The 16,281-nt window shown below is 67.6% G+C and carries 18 protein-coding genes, 1 tRNA gene and 2 pseudogenes; 13 read left to right on the top strand and 8 right to left on the bottom strand.

Annotation, left to right across the window (positions count from 1 at the left end; genetic code table 11):
* Positions 1–113 precede the first annotated feature (113 nt).
* Together ACZ5K7_RS35405 and ACZ5K7_RS35400 are read left to right on the top strand one after the other, a co-directional pair.
* Positions 114–464: a hypothetical protein gene (locus ACZ5K7_RS35405; protein WP_468920111.1), complete on the top strand. Its 351-nt coding sequence runs from the start codon at positions 114–116 to the stop codon at positions 462–464.
* Positions 446–724, top strand: coding sequence for a hypothetical protein (locus tag ACZ5K7_RS35400; protein WP_468920109.1), 279 nt, complete (start codon positions 446–448; stop codon positions 722–724). The genes ACZ5K7_RS35405 and ACZ5K7_RS35400 overlap by 19 nt, the downstream gene beginning before the upstream one ends.
* 46 nt (positions 725–770) lie before the next feature.
* On the opposite strand, the gene ACZ5K7_RS35395 is transcribed toward ACZ5K7_RS35400, so the two are convergent.
* The 3 genes from ACZ5K7_RS35395 to ACZ5K7_RS35385 form a co-directional block, all read right to left on the bottom strand.
* Positions 771–1,199: a DUF6233 domain-containing protein gene (locus tag ACZ5K7_RS35395; RefSeq protein WP_468920107.1), complete on the bottom strand. Its 429-nt coding sequence runs from the start codon at positions 1,197–1,199 to the stop codon at positions 771–773.
* 36 nt (positions 1,200–1,235) lie between these two features.
* Positions 1,236–1,481 carry a hypothetical protein gene (locus ACZ5K7_RS35390; RefSeq protein ID WP_468920105.1) on the bottom strand — a complete coding sequence of 82 codons (246 nt, stop codon included), beginning with the start codon at positions 1,479–1,481 and terminating at the stop codon, positions 1,236–1,238.
* Between the two features lie 243 nt (positions 1,482–1,724).
* Positions 1,725–4,217, bottom strand: a complete 2,493-nt coding sequence (locus ACZ5K7_RS35385) for a helicase associated domain-containing protein (protein ID WP_468920103.1) — start codon at positions 4,215–4,217, stop codon at positions 1,725–1,727.
* 472 nt (positions 4,218–4,689) lie between these two features.
* On the opposite strand from ACZ5K7_RS35385, the gene ACZ5K7_RS35380 reads away from it, so the two are divergent.
* The 5 genes from ACZ5K7_RS35380 (at position 4,690) to ACZ5K7_RS35360 (ending at position 8,583) form a co-directional block, all read left to right on the top strand.
* Positions 4,690–4,983, top strand: a complete 294-nt coding sequence (locus ACZ5K7_RS35380; RefSeq protein WP_468920101.1) for an XRE family transcriptional regulator — start codon at positions 4,690–4,692, stop codon at positions 4,981–4,983.
* Complete coding sequence (locus ACZ5K7_RS35375) at positions 4,983–6,569, top strand: helix-turn-helix domain-containing protein (protein WP_468920099.1); 1,587 nt, start codon at positions 4,983–4,985, stop codon at positions 6,567–6,569. The genes ACZ5K7_RS35380 and ACZ5K7_RS35375 overlap by 1 nt, the downstream gene beginning before the upstream one ends.
* A 1-nt stretch (position 6,570) precedes the next feature.
* Positions 6,571–7,146 carry a transcriptional regulator gene (locus ACZ5K7_RS35370; protein WP_468920096.1) on the top strand — a complete coding sequence of 192 codons (576 nt, stop codon included), beginning with the start codon at positions 6,571–6,573 and terminating at the stop codon, positions 7,144–7,146.
* Between the two features lie 901 nt (positions 7,147–8,047).
* The gene (locus ACZ5K7_RS35365; protein WP_468920094.1) at positions 8,048–8,284 is read left to right on the top strand and encodes a hypothetical protein; all 237 of its coding nucleotides are present in this window, start codon (positions 8,048–8,050) and stop codon (positions 8,282–8,284) included.
* Positions 8,284–8,583, top strand: a complete 300-nt coding sequence (locus ACZ5K7_RS35360; protein ID WP_468920092.1) for a hypothetical protein — start codon at positions 8,284–8,286, stop codon at positions 8,581–8,583. The genes ACZ5K7_RS35365 and ACZ5K7_RS35360 overlap by 1 nt, the downstream gene beginning before the upstream one ends.
* A gap of 44 nt (positions 8,584–8,627) precedes the next feature.
* Here ACZ5K7_RS35360 and ACZ5K7_RS35355 read toward each other — a convergent pair whose 3' ends face one another.
* Entirely contained in the window at positions 8,628–9,158 is a 531-nt protein-coding gene (locus tag ACZ5K7_RS35355; protein WP_468920089.1) for a hypothetical protein, read from the bottom strand.
* 54 nt (positions 9,159–9,212) lie between these two features.
* Between ACZ5K7_RS35355 and ACZ5K7_RS35350 the strand changes: the two genes are divergently transcribed.
* Positions 9,213–10,337: an endonuclease domain-containing protein gene (locus ACZ5K7_RS35350; RefSeq protein WP_468920086.1), complete on the top strand. Its 1,125-nt coding sequence runs from the start codon at positions 9,213–9,215 to the stop codon at positions 10,335–10,337.
* A 445-nt stretch (positions 10,338–10,782) separates the two neighbouring features.
* Here ACZ5K7_RS35350 and ACZ5K7_RS35345 read toward each other — a convergent pair.
* Positions 10,783–10,869, bottom strand: a tRNA-Leu gene (locus tag ACZ5K7_RS35345).
* 299 nt (positions 10,870–11,168) lie between these two features.
* Here ACZ5K7_RS35345 and ACZ5K7_RS35340 point away from each other — a divergent pair.
* From ACZ5K7_RS35340 to ACZ5K7_RS35330, 3 genes and pseudogenes are all read left to right on the top strand, one after another.
* Positions 11,169–11,432: pseudogene (locus tag ACZ5K7_RS35340) on the top strand (transposase); the annotation flags it as partial.
* 52 nt (positions 11,433–11,484) lie between these two features.
* Positions 11,485–11,670, top strand: a pseudogene (locus ACZ5K7_RS35335) (IS3 family transposase); the annotation flags it as partial.
* Positions 11,658–11,966 carry a hypothetical protein gene (locus tag ACZ5K7_RS35330; protein WP_468920083.1) on the top strand — a complete coding sequence of 103 codons (309 nt, stop codon included), beginning with the start codon at positions 11,658–11,660 and terminating at the stop codon, positions 11,964–11,966. The pseudogene ACZ5K7_RS35335 and the gene ACZ5K7_RS35330, both read left to right, overlap by 13 nt.
* A gap of 100 nt (positions 11,967–12,066) precedes the next feature.
* On the opposite strand, the gene ACZ5K7_RS35325 is transcribed toward ACZ5K7_RS35330, so the two are convergent.
* Both ACZ5K7_RS35325 and ACZ5K7_RS35320 read right to left on the bottom strand, forming a co-directional pair.
* On the bottom strand, positions 12,067–12,651 hold the full coding sequence (locus ACZ5K7_RS35325; RefSeq protein ID WP_468920081.1) for a hypothetical protein: 585 nt from the start codon (positions 12,649–12,651) through the stop codon (positions 12,067–12,069).
* A gap of 68 nt (positions 12,652–12,719) precedes the next feature.
* Positions 12,720–12,854 carry a hypothetical protein gene (locus tag ACZ5K7_RS35320; protein WP_468920366.1) on the bottom strand — a complete coding sequence of 45 codons (135 nt, stop codon included), beginning with the start codon at positions 12,852–12,854 and terminating at the stop codon, positions 12,720–12,722.
* Positions 12,855–13,968: 1,114 nt separating this feature from the next.
* Between ACZ5K7_RS35320 and ACZ5K7_RS35315 the strand changes: the two genes are divergently transcribed.
* Entirely contained in the window at positions 13,969–14,652 is a 684-nt protein-coding gene (locus ACZ5K7_RS35315; protein WP_468920079.1) for a recombinase family protein, read from the top strand.
* Positions 14,653–15,443: 791 nt separating this feature from the next.
* Here the strand turns inward: ACZ5K7_RS35315 and ACZ5K7_RS35310 are convergent.
* Complete coding sequence (locus tag ACZ5K7_RS35310) at positions 15,444–15,728, bottom strand: hypothetical protein (protein ID WP_468920076.1); 285 nt, start codon at positions 15,726–15,728, stop codon at positions 15,444–15,446.
* Between the two features lie 145 nt (positions 15,729–15,873).
* Here ACZ5K7_RS35310 and ACZ5K7_RS35305 point away from each other — a divergent pair, with 145 nt between their 5' ends.
* Entirely contained in the window at positions 15,874–16,224 is a 351-nt protein-coding gene (locus tag ACZ5K7_RS35305) for a hypothetical protein (protein WP_468920073.1), read from the top strand.
* Positions 16,225–16,281: the final 57 nt, after the last annotated feature.

Raw genomic sequence — 16,281 nt, 5'->3', positions numbered from 1 at the left:
ACGGCGGGGCCGCGAGCGCCGGTCCGGGCTGACAAGCTGCCCGGCGCTCCCGCGGCGGGTGATCTTGAGTGGGGAGCCGTGACTGTCCGGCCCCGGGCGGGGGTTGACCGTGCATGCACTCGATCCGTCGTCTGCTTACCACGACGGCCGCGGTCGCCGCCGTCCTCGCGACTGCCCTGTCCGCTGTCCCGCCGGCTCCCGCCGCCTCGCCCACGGCCATGCTGTGCACGTCGGCGTGGCGGGCCGTGCAGAAAGTCGCGGTACGCAAGCCCGCGTGGAATGAACCGCCGGTCGCGACGACGCGTTCGTCGATCGTGCGCTACCTGCGCAAGGGGGAGCGGGTGACGTCGTGCGTGGTCGGGGTCGGCCGGGATGCTTCGGAGTACCGGGAGTGCGGCGGCGAGACTCTGTGGCGGATCGTGCCCGGAGGGCAGGTGCCGGCCGGATGCCTCCAGCGCACCTGACCCTCACCCGGCCCCACCGCGACCCATATCTCCAGGGGAAGTTCATGCACCGCGACGACGACCAGGCCCTCGCGCTCACCCTCGCCGCCCTGTTCCTGACCGGTACTTCCTTACTCGTCTCCTGCTGGATCGGCCCGCTCGCCACGTTTACCGCCACCGCGGGCCTGGTGGTCACCGCCTACACCGCGCCCCGCCTCGCCCGCCGCCTGGTGATCCGCCGCGCGGTCCGCCAGCTGCTGCGCGACCTGCCCGGCGCGTGAAGACCGGAGCGGGTGGGCGGGGGAGTGATGCCTGCGTCCTGGCTGGTCAGGTGACGTCGATGCCCAGCTCGGTGTCCGGCCGGCAGGTGCCGCATGCGGTGAAGCCGCGTGGGTCGTTGACGAGCGCCTGGCGGGCGAGGCCGGCATCGATGGGCTTGCTGCTCGTGAAGCCTTTGGTGCAGTTGCTGGTGTGGATGGGCGCGGCCTGCCTGGCGTTCTCGGGCCGTTCGATGATGTAGCGGGTCGGCAGGCGGCTGGCAGGCTCGCGACGGCCGCCGGGGCCGGGGTGTTGCCGCCTGGATGGTGTGATTGCGGGGCGCGGGATTGCCGTGCGCTCGGCGCGGGAGATCGCGGCGAGGACGGCACCGCGCTGGAGACGCAGGTAGGTGGCGACGGTGTCGGTGTCGGCGAGCTGCTTGTCGAGGTGCGCCAGGATCGCGCGCAGGCGCGGGGGATCCGGCGGCAACTCGTTCATGTGTTCGATTCTAGACTCACGTGTGGTCCGACCGGGTCAGGCCAGCACTCCCACTACCGCGGCCGTCACCGTGAGTACCGCGACCAGCAGCATGACCACACGCAGCCAGCTCATCCGGTCACCGAGATCAGCCCCCTCACCAGCCAACCCCTGCCGCCCAACCTCTGCCCCGCCGAACAGCTCGCGGCACTCGGGACAGTCCCCGCCGGCATCGGCCGACCAGTAGGCACCGGTCGGGTGGGCGAACGCCACATCGTCCCGGTCATGCCTCTCCGCACTCACGCCAGGACAACGACACTCCCGCCAACGTGCTACGGCAACGCACGGGACGGACAGCGCAGGCGCCCGGCGCGCGACATGCAGGGCGCGCCCCGCGCAGACCGGCGTAAAGCCGCCTGTCAGGTGGCCTTTGCGTCAAGAATTCCAATATGCCTGAAGCCCGGCTCGCTTTTGGGGGATCATGTCGAATCAGGGATGGCCCGTCTTACATCCCCCGTCGTGGCGGGCCATCCTCATGCGGCTGTTCTAGGACCAGCGCATCCCCAGCTGATCGAGTTCGGCACGGCGCTGCGGGCTGAGTTTGGCGGCCCGGCGGCGGGTGTTGTCCAGGAACGCCCCCAGCTTGTGTTCGATGCCGTCCACGGTCTCCACGGCCTTGCGGGGCACGGTCAGGTGCCCCTCCCGCGCGTGGAACTGGCGGGCGGCGGTGAGGTTGGCGGCCCACCGGGCATCCTGTGACCGGGGCGCACCCTGCGCCGGCTCGCCCTCTGCCGGGGGCTCGATGCCGACCGTTTCCAGGAGCCACTGCTGTGCGGGCATCAGCCGCTTCCACCCGGTCCGCTGTCCGGCGGCCCACACGCCCAGGTCCTCGCCCTGAACGATGAGTTCACCGGGGCCGGCCGGGACGGAGCCGCCCGCTTTCACGTGCGCGAGCGTGAGCCGATATGCCCGCTGCCACGAGATCTCCCATGCCGGGCACCACCCTGGGTCGAGGTCGGCCAGAGCCTCCATACGGGCCTCTGGCAGCTCTCCGGCATACGGGATGCCCGTTTCCCCGGCTGTGCGCCGTTCGGCGTTCTCAGCCGCCTTCCGGGCTGCTGCGCGGGCGTTTTTCATGAAGGTCCCGATGGGGAAGTCGTCCCAGACGGCCCCGGTGGGCGGGAGCAGGTGGGAGTGTGCGTCGGTGTAGGCGCGGGCGACGGCGAGGCCGGCCTCCCATGCGGACGCCTGCACCGACCACACCATCCCGAGCGCCTCCAGCTGCTCCACCCGCGAGGCTTCCAGGGTTCCGGCCGCGTAGTACCTCCGCTGATCTGCCACCCACACCCCGAGCGGATGCCTGCCGGCCGCGCCCCAGTCCTTGGGCGACACGAACGTGTAGGGGACCCGCAGTTCGGTGCTGCCGGTCTCGCGCAGCCACCGTGTGGCCACCTCGATGCCGCGCCGCCAGTACGCCGCCTCGGGGTCGATGACCCGCAACCTGACGAACTGCGCGAGGGCGGCGGGGTCGCGTTCTTCGCTGAACCTGAGGACCCCGGCCGCCGTCTCACCGACGCGGACGACGTCCTCCTGGTCGTCTTCCTCGTCGCCCTCGCGGTCGTCCTGGTCGCGGTCGTCGTCCGCGTCCGGTGCCGGACGGGCGTTACGCACGCGTGGGTCCGCGAGCGCCTCAATCGTGTCCGTGTCGTGCGCCTGCAGGGCTCCGAGGATCTTCGCGAGGGTGCCGTAGGCGTCGGAGGTGAGCAGTTCGTTGGCGTCCTCGTCCTCACCGAGGAAGACCGGCACGATCAGCGTGGCCAGCTTCCCGACCCCGGGCCGCATCCGCAGCGCGCGCCCGACCATCTGCACGATGTCCACCATCGAACCGCGGGCATCGGCGAACAGCACCGCGTCGCATTCAGCGGTGTCGACGCCCTCACCCAGCACCCGCACCGACGACAGCACCCGCAGCTCGGCGCGCACGTCCGTGCCGTCCAGGCCAGGCCGTGCCAGGTAGTTGGAGGCGAATTCGTCCAGCACGCTCCTGCGGTGAGCGGGGGCGTGCTCGCCATACAGCCACTGCGCCCACACCTGCTCGGCGGGCGGGAACGTCTCGGGGTCGTCCTCGGCGAGCCGGCCCGCCGTTACTGGCACGGCCGCCGCCATGGCTTCGGCCTCCCCGACCCTGCTGTGGAAGGACAGCACGCGCCGGAACCGCTCCTCAACGGCCGCGCGCATCAGCCCCGTCTGCACCGCCGCGAGCCGGGCCCCGCGTACGGCGTCGGAGCCGGTCGCCTCGGTGGTGAGCGCGGAGTACAGGTCGGGATCGCGGATGTCCAGGCACAGCACCTGATACGGCGCCACCAGGCCCATGCGGATCGCCTCGGACAGCTTCAGCTTGTAGGCGACCGGCCCGAACAGAGGCGAGTCCTCATCCATGGACGCCACCAGCCGCGGCCGGTCCCCTTCCGCCTCCCACACGCGCGCCGTGGCGGTCATGTACAGGCGTCGCACGGCCGGGACTTGGGCCTGGTCGTGCACGGCCGCCCACGGCTTCAGACCATCCCCACTCACCCGGTGGGCTTCGTCCACGACCATCAAGTCCCAAACAGGCAAACCTGCAGCATGCGCCCGCTGAAGCGTCCCCATACCCACCGAGGCGTAGGTCGCGAACACCGTGACGGTCTCGGGGCCGGCGGTCCAGGCGATCAGTTCGTCCGGGTCCGTCGTGCACGGCACACCCTGACTGTCCGCACCCCGCAGGGAGCACACGCCGGTCATCGCGCCGCGACGGCCGCCCGCCCGCCACGCGGCGGCCATCTGCAACAGCAGGTCCAGCGTGGGCACTAGGACCAGGACCCGGCGCGCGGAAAGCCGGTCCGCAGCCGCCACCCCGATCAGAGTCTTCCCGGATCCGGTCGCGGCGATGACCTGAGTGCGCAGGCCCTCGGGCGGGATGCCCTGGCCGGGCTGTTCGGAGAGGTGCCGTAGTACCGCGTCGACTGCCTCGACTTGATGCGGACGAAGCGTGACGGTCACGATGGCGGTCCTTCCTGGTCTCGACTGCTCTGGTGACTGGGCGGTGCGGGCGGCCGTGTGCCTGGCAGTGGACGGCCGTGCCCGAAGGCACCGTAGTCCGTGTCATTTCCCGGGACCTGCCCGACGGCTGCAGAGATCCTTGCCGCCCTCTCGGACACCGGCATGCCCGACCCGTATTCCGGCGAGGAGCTGCTCGACAGGATCCAGGACGACTTCGAGGAGAAGGATCCGAGAGTAGTGAGCCGGGGGCTGTCAGTTGGAAGCGGGGGCCTCGGGAGAGCCCCCGGGGGAACGCCGCCGGGCGGCGGCAGGGGCTGAAGGCGTTGCCCGGGACGCGGTCCGGTACTGAGCAGGTGTGCCTGCGCATCTCACGGCCAGTGCAGTTGGGCGTGCGGTGGGCGTCCCGCACCACCTATATGGGAAATGCGCATTATTTATGCGAAGATTCCATTTCCGGGGTAGGGTGTGGGGTATGGGGATGTCTCTGGCGGAACAACTGCGTGCCACGGTGGCGGTGCTGCTGCATGCCACGGGTGAGTCGCAGGCGACGCTGGCCGGGGTGCTCGGGGTCACGCAGGGGCAGGTGAGCCGCCGTCAGTCCGGCGCGGCCGCATGGAGCCTTCAGGACTGCGAGGCGCTGGCCGTGCACTACGGCATCGATGTACTGGACCTGCTGGCGGGCCCGAGCCGGGCATGCGAGAAGCTGCCCGAGGAGCGCCGCTTGGTGCGGCTGCGGCGGGATGTGAACGGGCTGGAGCGGACGTGATGGCGCAGTTCGACGCGGTGGACGCTCTGCTGGCCACGGTCCGCAAAGAGGCCGGGCTGCCACCGGCCCCGCAACGCCGGGCCCTGCGCGAGGCGCTGCACCTCTCCCGTACGCAGGTGGCCCGCGCCCTGGGCGTGAGCCCCTCCACGGTCGGCGGCTGGGAGAGCGGCCGTGACCCCGGCGGTGACCTCCGCGACCAGTACGCCTACTTCCTCAAGGGTGCTGAGGCGAAGCTCGCCTCGCTGGACGCCGACGCCGACGGTGCGGCAGCCGAGGACACTGCCGTCGGCGCCCGCGCCGAAACCGCCCCGGTCACCGCACACGACGGCCCGGCGCACCGCAGGTCCCCGGGAGGGGAGGCCGACGACGGCGAGAGCCTGGCCGCGCCCCGGCCGTGTGTGCTGTGCGGGCAGCCGGCCCGCCACCAAGTCGCCGGATTCCCCCAGCACCTGGACCCCGCCGAATGCGCCACCACGCCCCCGGCCCCGCAGCCGGCACCCGCACCCGCGGCGGCGGTTCCGGCCGCGAGCGTGCATGGTAGCGGCCGCGCCGACGGGGCGCGGCCGGCCTCGCGCGGGGTGAAGGTCGTGGCAGCCGGCCGCCGGGTACAGGCCGCCGACGCCCCGGACCCGCTCGCCGGGCGGATCTCCTCGGCGGTCGCGGCCGCGCTCGCGGAGCACGGCGGGGACGTCATGGCCGCGACCGAGGTCCTGGTGAAGCGGGCGATCCCGGACGCGATGGCGCTGCTCGACCAGTCCCGCAAGGGTGGTCGCTACGACGTGGTCGCGCACCCGTGGCTGCCCGATGTGCTGCGCAAGCAGACCGCGCGGGGCGCGGACCAGGTGTGGGAGGCCCGCCCGAAGTGGACCCGGCCCGAACTCCCGGCCGGCGCCCACGAGGTGACCGCGCTGGACGTCAACGGAGCGTACCTGTCGGCGCTGAAGACGCATCTGCCGCTCGGACAGCTGGAGCACTCCGAGGGCGGCCAGCACGACCGGCGCCGCGCCGGCATCCACCTGATCACCCCGCCCAACTGGGACCACGACGCCTACCTGCCGAACCCGATCGGCGAGCGTGACGAGCCGGGCCCGCTGTGGGTGACCGAGCCGACCCTGCGCCTGCTGCTGCGGATCTCCGGCCCGAAGTACGGACTGTGCGACCCACCCGTGATCCACGAGTCCTGGACGTCCGGGGGCACGGAGGGCCTGCTGGAGAAGTTCCGGATCACGCTCAAGGACGCCCGGGACCGGGCGATCGCCGAAGGCGACGAGGTGACGCTGGAGTACATCAAGGCGATGTACTCGAAGTTCGTCTCCACCATGGGGGAGTCGAACTACAACCGGGAGCTCTACCGGACCGACTGGATGCACCTGATCCGCTCCCAGGCGTTCGCGAACCTGTGGTGGAAGGCCCACCGCGCCTACGACGAGGGACTGATGGTGGTGCGGGCGATGGGCACCGACGAGCTGCACGTGGCCGGTGACTGGCGCGCTATCTTCCCCGAAGGGCGCGGCGTGACCGAGGTGAAGGTCAAGGACGTCTACACCGTCGGCAGCGCCGACCCCACGACCCCGGAAGAGGCCTGACATGCCCGAGCGCAACCTCGACTTCGGCAAGTTCGGCGCCCGCGGCATCAAGGGCCATGAGGCCGTCGCGCGGCAGCTGGACGCGCTCGCCGGATACGTCGCCACCCCGATCACCGCCCGGCGCGGCCTGCTCGCCCGCCTGCACTACCTCACCCGCACCGACCACGCCCGCACCGCCGCACGCGAAGCCGGCCTGACCGCCACGCCCCGCACCATCCGGGCCTGGCTCGCCGGCACCCGCCAGCCCTCCCGCGCGAACCTGGCCGCGATCGAGCAGGCCTATCGCGCGGTGCGGCGGGCGAACATCGCCCGCTACCTGCTCGCCCGCCTCAACCGCGACGGCCGCGGCACCCGCGTGGAGTTCCACCCGCTCAACCAATCGCAGGTGTCCCGGCCCCAGCAGCGGGCGGTTCAGTACCGCACGCTGAACGTACGGCGGTGGGACCGGATCGTCGCCGCATGGGCCGCCGACGATGACGACGCGCTGGACAACGCCTGGGTAGACGACGCGGTGGTCGACCTCGGCTCCCAGTGGGGCCAGTACGAATACGTCACCAACATCGGATTCGCCGCCTGAGCACGAGGTGAGCGGGCCGCCCGCGTATCCACATCACCGGATAGCTATGTAGATACCGCCGTCTCCGCCAGGGGTGTAGATACAACGGGTACGATCGGCCTGCGGGTGTCACATAAAGTCTACCGACGAAGAGCCCCCTCCCCGGGCTGCAACCCAGGTCAGGGGCCCTCCATCCGCGCTGTAGCCGTGAGTCCGGCCGTCTGCTATCCGGCCGGACTCACTGCTGTCCGGACACCGGTACGGCCGCATCCCACGTACCCCTCCGTCAGGAGAGTTGCTTTAGTGCGAGGCTGGTGACGGTCGCCAGAACCGGTGACCAATCGATCAGGAGTTGCACGAGTCGTCGCCGTTCCCGGCGCCTCTCATCGTCATCCTGGTCGTCACCATCTTCTGGTGGCGTCAGACCACCCATCGGACCTCCAAAGTGCCCGAGTTGGTAAGCCCAGCGGGCTCGCCGGGCCCCCTCAACGACCGGTGAAACCACCAACCGAGGAAGCGCGAGGCGGACACTGCGGAAGAACGAGGCTAAGCATATGGTGCGCCTCTACAAACCAGTGGCAGCATGCGGATACTGCGGCCCTACTAGGGATCTGACCTGCGATATTGACGGGGCAATGCCCGATAAGCGACACCGCCTGCCCCTGCACAAAGATCCGTCGGGGGCACCTCCTGGCCTGTGCAACGGCAAGAAGAACACGGGAGTAACAACCTGAACCGTTCTCCCGGAGCGGGAAGCGAGAAGCTGACGGCTTGGTCGGGGGAGGCCGGAACACCCGGCCCCGTCACGCGCCGCGCAGGGCCCTCTGGTTACAGGACCGCAGCCTGCACCGAGCCGGTCCCCGAGCGGTCCACTCGGCGATACCGTGAAGACACACGCCCCATCCCGCGTCTGGAGGCTCTGATGAACGACCAGCCGGCCCCTGCCGACGGAGCCGTCCGGCAGCAGCTGGAGCCCGCGGCCGCCGACGCCGTCCGCGCCTATGCGGCCCGGACCCGCGAGCGGGCCGACCAGTTCGCCGCTGTTCTGCAGGACATCGCCACCAACGGCCTGCCCCCGGTAGAGGACTGCACACCCTGGGAGGAACTGCGTGAGGCGCACCTCGCCCGGCTCGCAGCCCAGCGGCCGGCCGTCGCCTGATGACCCAAGGACACGGGCCCCGCCGCGCCCGGATCGCCTTCTCCGACTCCGCCGCCAAACAGCTGGAGAACATCACCAGCGAAGCGAACATCCACGCCCTGGACCGCGCCCTGGTCGTCATCTTCGTCGACCCGGACATTGGCGCACCGATCCCCGGCGGCACCACCGGCCCCCAGCTGCGTCAGTACACCGACGACGTTGAAGCCGTCCGGATCCTGTACTTCGTCACCGCCCTACGCACCGTGGTTATCTCGGGTCGCGGCGCGTCCTCCGCAGGCCAGCTTGATCTGGCAGCGTAAGGGACGTTAGGCATGTAGCGGGTGCGGGTTGAGAGGGATGACTGTCATCGGTCGGTTTTGCGGACTCCCGTGCAGGCCAAGATGACGCTGGCATCCTCGGCGAGGAAAAGCATGAAGGCCCATGTTCTGTCCGGCGTGAAGATGCAACCGATTTGCAGCGGCGCGGTGCCGTGCTGGGTGAGGATGTCGACGGTGGCTGAGAGGGCGAGTGTCTCGGTGCCCCGTTTCCTTGCGCGCCGGTGACGAGCGGCGTAGATGCTGGCAAGTTGCTGACCAGGGACATTTCCGTCCCAGATAGCGAAGTCGCCTCCGCCAAGTTGCTCCAGCGTCGGCAGTTGCGGGCAGCGGTCCGGCCGGCCGACAGGCTTGGGGCGCGGTGTTGCGTTGCAGGCCTTTAGCCTGTCGGTATGTCGGAGCGTGTTATGTCCGGTCGCTTGGACGGCCTGGTCACTCTGGGGGCTGCGGATGCTCTGTGGGTTGATTTGACGGCGGGCAGTGCTGTGCCGACGGCCTCTGGAGCATTTACCTGCTCTCCTGCCCGTGCCCGGGCGGGCTACATCCTGCTCGGCAGCCATGCGGTGTCGACCGTGAGGACGAGTAGCGGTCTGTGGGGTGCTCCGGAGGTTGAGGTGCGCCAGGCGGCCGCCGATCTGAACGCGATTGCGATGGACCAGCAGGATCTGGTCCGCATCGGTCCATTTCGCTGGACACCGAGGCAGGAATGCAACGAGGAGGAGACGCCGCTGCGTTGGCGTCAGCGCATCTCGGAAGAAGTACAGAGGCTGGCCAGCCGAGGGCAGGCAGCACGGCGTGAAGTCGGCCGGCCGTTTCCTCTGGCGGGGATCGACTGGCGGCAGATGCTCATAGAGCAGACTCGCGACGGGACACGGCGCACGTGGTGGCTGCCGCGTGCTGTGGTCAGGCTGCTGGACGCGGCTGAGCACGCCGAAACACGCTGGGTCCAAGCAGCGAGGATCCGCCAGGCAACCGCAGCCGCTATCAGGCCACCCTCCGATCCCCGGCAACCCCGTCCCGCTGGCGCTCAGCAGACGACGAGCCCGGAAGCCCACACCGCTTCTCTGCGCCCGTACACGAAGGAGCTGGAAGGCCAGCTGTATTCGGTGCTCAGCAGGAAGCCCGGTACCTCCCGCAAGGTTGCCGGGTGGGCGTGCGCCGTCTGCCGTACCGCGCCCGCCACCGTGCTCGATCACTGCCATGAACACGGCTATGTCCGCGCACCCGTCTGCCAGTCCTGCAACACACAGGAACGCCCCGACCACCTCTACAGCAACGACATCCGCGTGGCAGACCGCTACACCCGCCTTTTCCACACCTACATCGACGACTGGCTCCGCCACTGGCACCGCTGCCCTGGCTGCCGCGCACGCGCCACCCTGCCCTTGCCGCACCTTGCCGCATGGACCGCATACATAGCCTGCCAATCGCTGCGACCGACCCACCGCGCCTCCCGCGGACGCAAGCCCTGCGGTGTTCTGCGCGTGTCCTGGACAGGCAGCCAGAACGCGCCCCGGTCCTGTCTGCTCACCGTTACGGTCGACTGCTGCCCCTCCGGCGAGCACCGTGTCCTGGCCCAAGTCCCCTACCGCGAAGCCACCGAACGGTTCCGTGCCTGGCTGGCCGAGACAGCCCCGGCCCTGGCCGCCGCAGCCGGCCCTGACCGCCTGGACGACCTCCCCGCCCACTCCCGTCCAGTCATCGCAGACACCACCGGCAAGGACCTGGAACTGTTCTGAACAGGCACGGAGGCGACAAACTAGACAGCAACCCACCCTCACCGATCTCGCTCGTAGACCCGCGCCAAGCCAGCCGACCCAGAACATCGCTGTCTAGACCCCGCGTATCCGGGAAGAGGCCCTGGCCGCTGCGCCATCATGGCTTCATGACGCCATCCTCTGCCCGCAAGCTTTCGTCGGACCATACGAGCCTGGAGGATGCCGTGTCGGCCGTGACCGCGGCAGAGGAGACTCTGCGTATGGCTCGCCGGAATCTGGCTGCAGCGAATACTGCTGCCCGGCAGGCCGGAGAGACAGTCCCGCGCATCGCGCAGCGCGCCAGCATGGACGCGGTGACCGTGCGGAACATCCTGGCGGTAATTCCGGCCCAGGCCCAGGCACCGCGTGGTCGTTCGCAGCGCCTGCGGTGATCAAGCCGCGCGGCCTGATCAACGGAAGCGCGTGGTGGTAGGAGTGGAGGGAGTCGAACCCTCACGCCCGCAAGGACACCGGGACTTGAATCCGGCGCGTCTGCCCATTCCGCCACACTCCCTGGTGCTTCACCCCTGGCCCCCAAGAGAACAGCGACCTGGCGGCCGGGACAGGCGAACGGGCCCTGCCCTGAGCAGCACGCGTCCTACCGTGCCTGAAGCGATCATCACCTTACCTCCTGGCGAGACCTGGCGTGTCAGCACGCGATGATCTGCGACATGATCGAACATTTTGTGCCTAGATATGAAAGGTTTCAAAAAACGGGGTCTGCTGCACGATCGGGTGACTTCTTGACCTGCCCCACTTCTCAGGTTCCGGTTCTGCTGGCTAACTGACGGCCTTCACGAAAGGCTGCCGGACATGCCCCGCGCCTGCCCCGCTGAGTTCCGCGCCCGCGCCGTCGCGTTGGTGCGGGCAGGAAGAGAACAGAAGTAGACCGCCGTTGACCTCGGCATCCATCTGGTCACGTTGTCGAAGTGGTTGCGCCAGGACGACATCGACAACGGACGGCGCCCTGGCACGGTCTTGGAGGAGTCCGCAGAGCTGTGTGCAGCGCGTCGACGGATCCGCGAGCTGGGAACCGAGCTCGAGATCGTCCGTAAGGCCGTCAAGTTCCTCGGCGAGCGACGAGACGGTCGATCACCGGTAGAGCCTTTGGGGGCCGGCTTGTCCTAACGCGATCTTCGAGTACATCGAGGTCTTCCACAACCGACAGCGGCGTCACTCAGCACTGGGCTACCGCACCCCGATCGAGTACAAACTACTCTCCGAGCCAAGACACCATCGCCGCCAGTTAGCGACCGCAGCTGGAACCCAAACCGTGGGGCAGGTCATCCTGTCACTCGATCGGTGGCCACGCTGAAAGACCTCACTGCCCCCCGTGAACTGGAAGCCCGTCATCGCCCTGAGTACAACTCCGGCCACCACGTCGCCTACAACGGCGACCACACCGCCCCCACCGGCGAGTTCTTCTACTACTCCCTGACTCTGCCCCTCGCCCGACAAGACCGCCGCCACCATCGCCGACCTGTCCGTAGCCATCTTCCTGACCGACCGTCGTGCACCTATCGCGAGCACATGAGCGACACCGTTCAAGCCATCGCCGGCCTGCTGTCCCACCAACAGATCACGGACCTCAAATCCGCACGGCAGATGTGAACCCCGAGCCCCACTGAAGATTTCGACGTCTCACTGCCTACCGTGCACGAGCTCGTAAAGGCTGTCCCGCAATGTGCTGACTGTGCTGGCGGGCTTCACCTCATCGACCGATGAGGCTCGTCCATCGGCTCCCGCTGGCAGGTCGGCTGTGTCCGAGCAATCGGGCCTGCTCCCTCTTGAGCTGTGTGAACCTGTCGCGGATGTACTCTCTGAGCGCCCGGCCCGGGAAGGATATGACCGACAAGTGCTCTTCATAGTTGCCTCGGGCCCAGCGCGCAGCAGTGATCTCGTACCCCGAGACGTGGCCGCAAAGCTGTAGGAGGGCCTGAGGCATCTCCTCCTCGATGAGGAGGTCGGCTTTGGTGACCACGACGTCTCGCATGGCCTGGATGTTGGGGATGAAGACGGTTGTGGCCCAGGTACGCCACTCCGCAAGTTCCTGCTCGGTGGGAGGAGTGTCGTGGCGAAAGGGGTCGCGACCGTCGGGGCGGGCGTACTTCACTGACCAGGTGTCATAGGTGCGGCTATTGGCTTCCATCAGGGCGAACAGCGGCCCGTAGAAGTCACTCAGTTGCTGGTTGACGCGCGTGAGGCGGGCCTGTCTCTGCGCCAGACGCAGCCCGTTCAGGTAGGTCGCCAGGTAGCCGATGAACGCCAGCCCAACGGTCACGATCACTGTAGCCATGACAAGCGATGCTAAAGACGGTCCAGTAAATGATCCACGGGATGCTGGCTGGCCTGCTGGTTTCTCCGTCATCCGACGAGGGTGAGGTTGTGCAGGCGGGCGATGCCGAGCATGGTGTGGTGGACGCCGTCGCCTTTCAGACGGGTGCGGCAGGACAGCTGACCAACGAGGCCCCCGAGTAGCGTGGTTGAGACGTCAGACATCTCGATCAACAGCTCGGGGGCCTCGCTCGTTGCGCTTCGTAGACCGTCACCTGATCGGTGGCTAGATCGAAGAAGCTCTATGAAAGAGTTTGAGGGTAATTCTCAGGCTAACGGCTGCAGGCGTTTCTTCGGCTGCTTCTCTCAGGGCCACGTGTCTGTGACATCCGCTTGGCGGACTTCACTACTTCCGACTTCGGTGAAGGCCACCCTGTTAAGGGAATGCGACACATCAAGTTCACCCCATGCGTTGGCAACCAGGTGCGAAGTCTGCCACTCATGCCCCACGGGCCAGCAGTAGTAGTTTATGCGCATACCGTAGATCTCTTGAACTGCGCTCCCCTGCACCCACACACAGTGAAGCGATCGGCGCCTAACGGGGTCTCGCAGCTGCAGAGCCCACGGGGTCTTTCTCCGGTAAGGCGCAGTGGACCAATCTGATGTTACGTCTACTTTGGGTGACAACAAGAGGAGTACCGTGTGGTCCCAAGGTGAATCAATACATGCCATATCTCGGTCACCTGATGCACTCCATGGCGTGGACCAGCAGGGATCTCGAATGTAGTTATCTGGGGTACCGCAGCGCCAGGAGGTGGGATCGCCGCTTCCCTGGGAGTCTGCAGCACATGTGGCCCCACTAATGCTTTCAGTCACTGTGAAGGGAGGAACCATTCCTCCCTCCTCATCGAAAAGGCGAATGTAATGAACTTGCGTTGGCCGTTGAGGCTTGGCGGCGGAACACGACACAGCAACTTGCTGAGCTATCACCCCAACGATCGCCACAATGACGATTCCCAGCAGCTTCCTGATGTGGCCAGTTACCCATCGGGATAGCTGTGCCCAGTGGCGTTGAGGGGTGGGGGATTCGGGGGCATCCGGTGTTGTCACACCAAGAGCATTACCATCTTCAGCACGAACGGCTGCCGCCATGCAGATACATCACCTGCCCGGCGCGCCGATGTCGAGACCTCCTGTTCAGGAACTGATCGGTTGGTGGACACAGGGACCTCGTCGTCGACACACCGGGCGAGAAGCGACTTCCCATGTTCAACAAGGGTGTTCAACAACGATAGGCGTCCAGAAACGCTGTACGACCCTTTTCCGTACGGTGCCTCACATGACGACGACAGCCGCGTGGGCGGACACTGAGAGCCCTCTGGAAGCCTTCCCCGCGACTGCCTCCGGTGCCCGGGTCGGCTACGGACGCGTCTCCACGAAGGGGCAGCTGCTCGACCGCCAGATCGCCGCCCTGGAAGTGGCCGGCTGCAGCCGCATCTTCGCCGACAAGAAGTCGGGGAAGAATGCGGAGCGCGAGGAGCTATGGAAGTGCCTCGACTACCTCCGCCCCGGTGACACCCTCGTGGTACCGAGCCTCGATCGGCTCGGCCGCTCGGTCCAGGACCTGATCGCCATCGTCGCCGGACTGCGCAAGCGCGGGATCGGCTTCCAGTCCCTGCACGAATCCCTCGACACCACCATGCCCGGCGGCCGCCTGGTCTTCCACGTGTTCGCCGCGCTCGCGGAGTTCATCCGCGAACTGATCGTGCAGGGCACCCACGAGGGCCTGGCGGCCGCACGGGCCCGCGGTGAACGGATCCGCCGACCGCCCGCCATGACGGAGGAACAGATCCGTCACGCCCGCGGTCTGCTCACCGACCCGGAGAACACCATCGCCTCGATCGCCGAGCTGCTGGGCGTCTCCCGCACCACGATTTACAAGTACGTACCGGAGCTGGCGGCCGGCCGGGCCTCCCTGGTGCCGAGCGCCACTGGCAAGGCTCTTCCCGCGCCGCGCGATTGATGCGTAATTCGGTGAAACGAACACGGTCGACGAGCTCATGCCGCACAATGAATCTTGGCACCGTGGGCCGCCTTGGCAGCTGTAGCAGTTGCCTTGGTGTGACGGGGGTCTTAGAGGCCGAGACATGCAGGTGCCACCCGACCAGAGTCAAGTTGAGTTCACGAGGGAGCAAGTACGCGTGCGGCCTCCACTGGCGCGTGCTGCTATGACTGTGTCCGAGCTGCTTCACTCTGCTGTTCCGGAATTCCTCGGCTCCTTGGGCGCTGCCGTCGCTCTTGCGACGCTTTCGACTCTCGGCAGGCCTGTACGTAGAACCCTGACCCGTAGCCGACGCGCCCTGGACGGCGCTCGCGCAGCATGGCGCGAGCCGGAGCCGCCGCAGGACGACCAAACAACGGTCTGATCCGAAATCTCGCAGCAACGGCCCCTCTCCGGAGGGGCCGTTCGTCGTAGCAGGTATCGGCATAACTGTGATGCCTGAGTAGTTGTTTCTAAGCGCGGTTTGATCACGTTGAGGCGGCCTACCGTGGAGTGATGGCGGAAGGCTCCGGGCGGGCCGGGGAGAGGTTCCGTGAGGGGTGTGGTGACCCGTTGAGGCGGGGTGCCCGGCCGGACGCGGTGTTCTGCTCTTCGCGGTGTCGTTCCAGGCAGTGGAGAGTGAAGCGCCACCCTCCTGCCGATCGTCAACGTGACGACCCAACCGCGAGAGTGCGGTCCGGGAGACCCGTGCTGAATCCATGACCGTGCAGGCCTCTGGGGATCGAAGCGACTCGACCCGGTACCGTGAGAGCCTACGAATCCACACCCTGGCATGGAAAAAGAAGTGCAGGATGCACATCCTGGATGACCCCGCCGGTCTTTCCACTCGTGCCCAAAGTCTGCTCGAACGAACCGGTTGGCGCGATCATCAGCAGGAACCCCGACTCTCCACAGAGTTCCTGCGGATCCGGGACTGCGTTGGCCAGTTGATCCCCACACCCATGATGCTCGTCATCCGCCGGGAAGGATTCGAGCAGAGATACGGCGGACTCCGCTACCAGGTGCGAAGCAGCTACACCATCCAGGGCGAACGCCACGACACGCTCCGCGAGTGGCACTACGACCTGGGCCAGCGTATGGCGACCGGCTCTACCCACGGCTGGTACTTCGATTGGTTCGGAGAACGTGTCTCCTCTCCAGTGCGCTACCTGGTGCACACGGACGGACGAGTCGGAGTGGACGATGGAGGCGGCACGTTCCTCGAAATCGCCCCGTCCCTCACCGGCACTCATCGAATCCCATGCCCTCACCGACACGCTCTCGACCTGGGACCGCATCACACCCGAGGTGGACAGCTTCGCACTCGCCGAGCTGCTCGACGGCCTCACCGACGTCCCCGAAGCCTCAGGCCCCACCATCCGGTGGCGGCTGTCTGACAGTGTCGCGGTCGAGGAGTTCCGGAACTGGAGCAGCGAGACACCGCGTCATTGGCGCACATTCATCTGGAGCCGAGGCCAGACTGGCCGACGCCAGATTGAAGAAGCCGCTGTCCGAGCAGCGGCGATGCAGCAGACGATGACGGCCCCCGGATGATGACCGCTGCTTGACAAAGCTGATTCCACAGAACGCCCTGGCGCACCGTCTGGGGTT

The sequence above is a fragment of the Streptomyces sp. NPDC031497 genome, from assembly GCF_055580905.1.
This window is presented reverse-complemented; position numbering and strand designations above follow the sequence as displayed.

Bases quoted from the DNA above. Each gene is read 5' to 3' on its own strand.
- ACZ5K7_RS35405 (WP_468920111.1), top strand. From the start codon at position 114: ATGCACTCGATCCGTCGTCTGCTTACCACGACGGCCGCGGTCGCCGCC.
- ACZ5K7_RS35400 (WP_468920109.1), top strand. From the start codon at position 446: ATGCCTCCAGCGCACCTGACCCTCACCCGGCCCCACCGCGACCCATAT.
- ACZ5K7_RS35395 (WP_468920107.1), bottom strand. From the start codon at position 1,199: ATGAACGAGTTGCCGCCGGATCCCCCGCGCCTGCGCGCGATCCTGGCG.
- ACZ5K7_RS35380 (WP_468920101.1), top strand. From the start codon at position 4,690: ATGGGGATGTCTCTGGCGGAACAACTGCGTGCCACGGTGGCGGTGCTG.
- ACZ5K7_RS35375 (WP_468920099.1), top strand. From the start codon at position 4,983: ATGGCGCAGTTCGACGCGGTGGACGCTCTGCTGGCCACGGTCCGCAAA.
- ACZ5K7_RS35370 (WP_468920096.1), top strand. From the start codon at position 6,571: ATGCCCGAGCGCAACCTCGACTTCGGCAAGTTCGGCGCCCGCGGCATC.
- ACZ5K7_RS35365 (WP_468920094.1), top strand. From the start codon at position 8,048: ATGAACGACCAGCCGGCCCCTGCCGACGGAGCCGTCCGGCAGCAGCTG.
- ACZ5K7_RS35360 (WP_468920092.1), top strand. From the start codon at position 8,284: ATGACCCAAGGACACGGGCCCCGCCGCGCCCGGATCGCCTTCTCCGAC.
- ACZ5K7_RS35355 (WP_468920089.1), bottom strand. From the start codon at position 9,158: ATGGCTGCCGAGCAGGATGTAGCCCGCCCGGGCACGGGCAGGAGAGCA.
- ACZ5K7_RS35325 (WP_468920081.1), bottom strand. From the start codon at position 12,651: ATGGCTACAGTGATCGTGACCGTTGGGCTGGCGTTCATCGGCTACCTG.
- ACZ5K7_RS35320 (WP_468920366.1), bottom strand. From the start codon at position 12,854: ATGTCTGACGTCTCAACCACGCTACTCGGGGGCCTCGTTGGTCAGCTG.
- ACZ5K7_RS35315 (WP_468920079.1), top strand. From the start codon at position 13,969: ATGACGACGACAGCCGCGTGGGCGGACACTGAGAGCCCTCTGGAAGCC.
- ACZ5K7_RS35305 (WP_468920073.1), top strand. From the start codon at position 15,874: ATGGAGGCGGCACGTTCCTCGAAATCGCCCCGTCCCTCACCGGCACTC.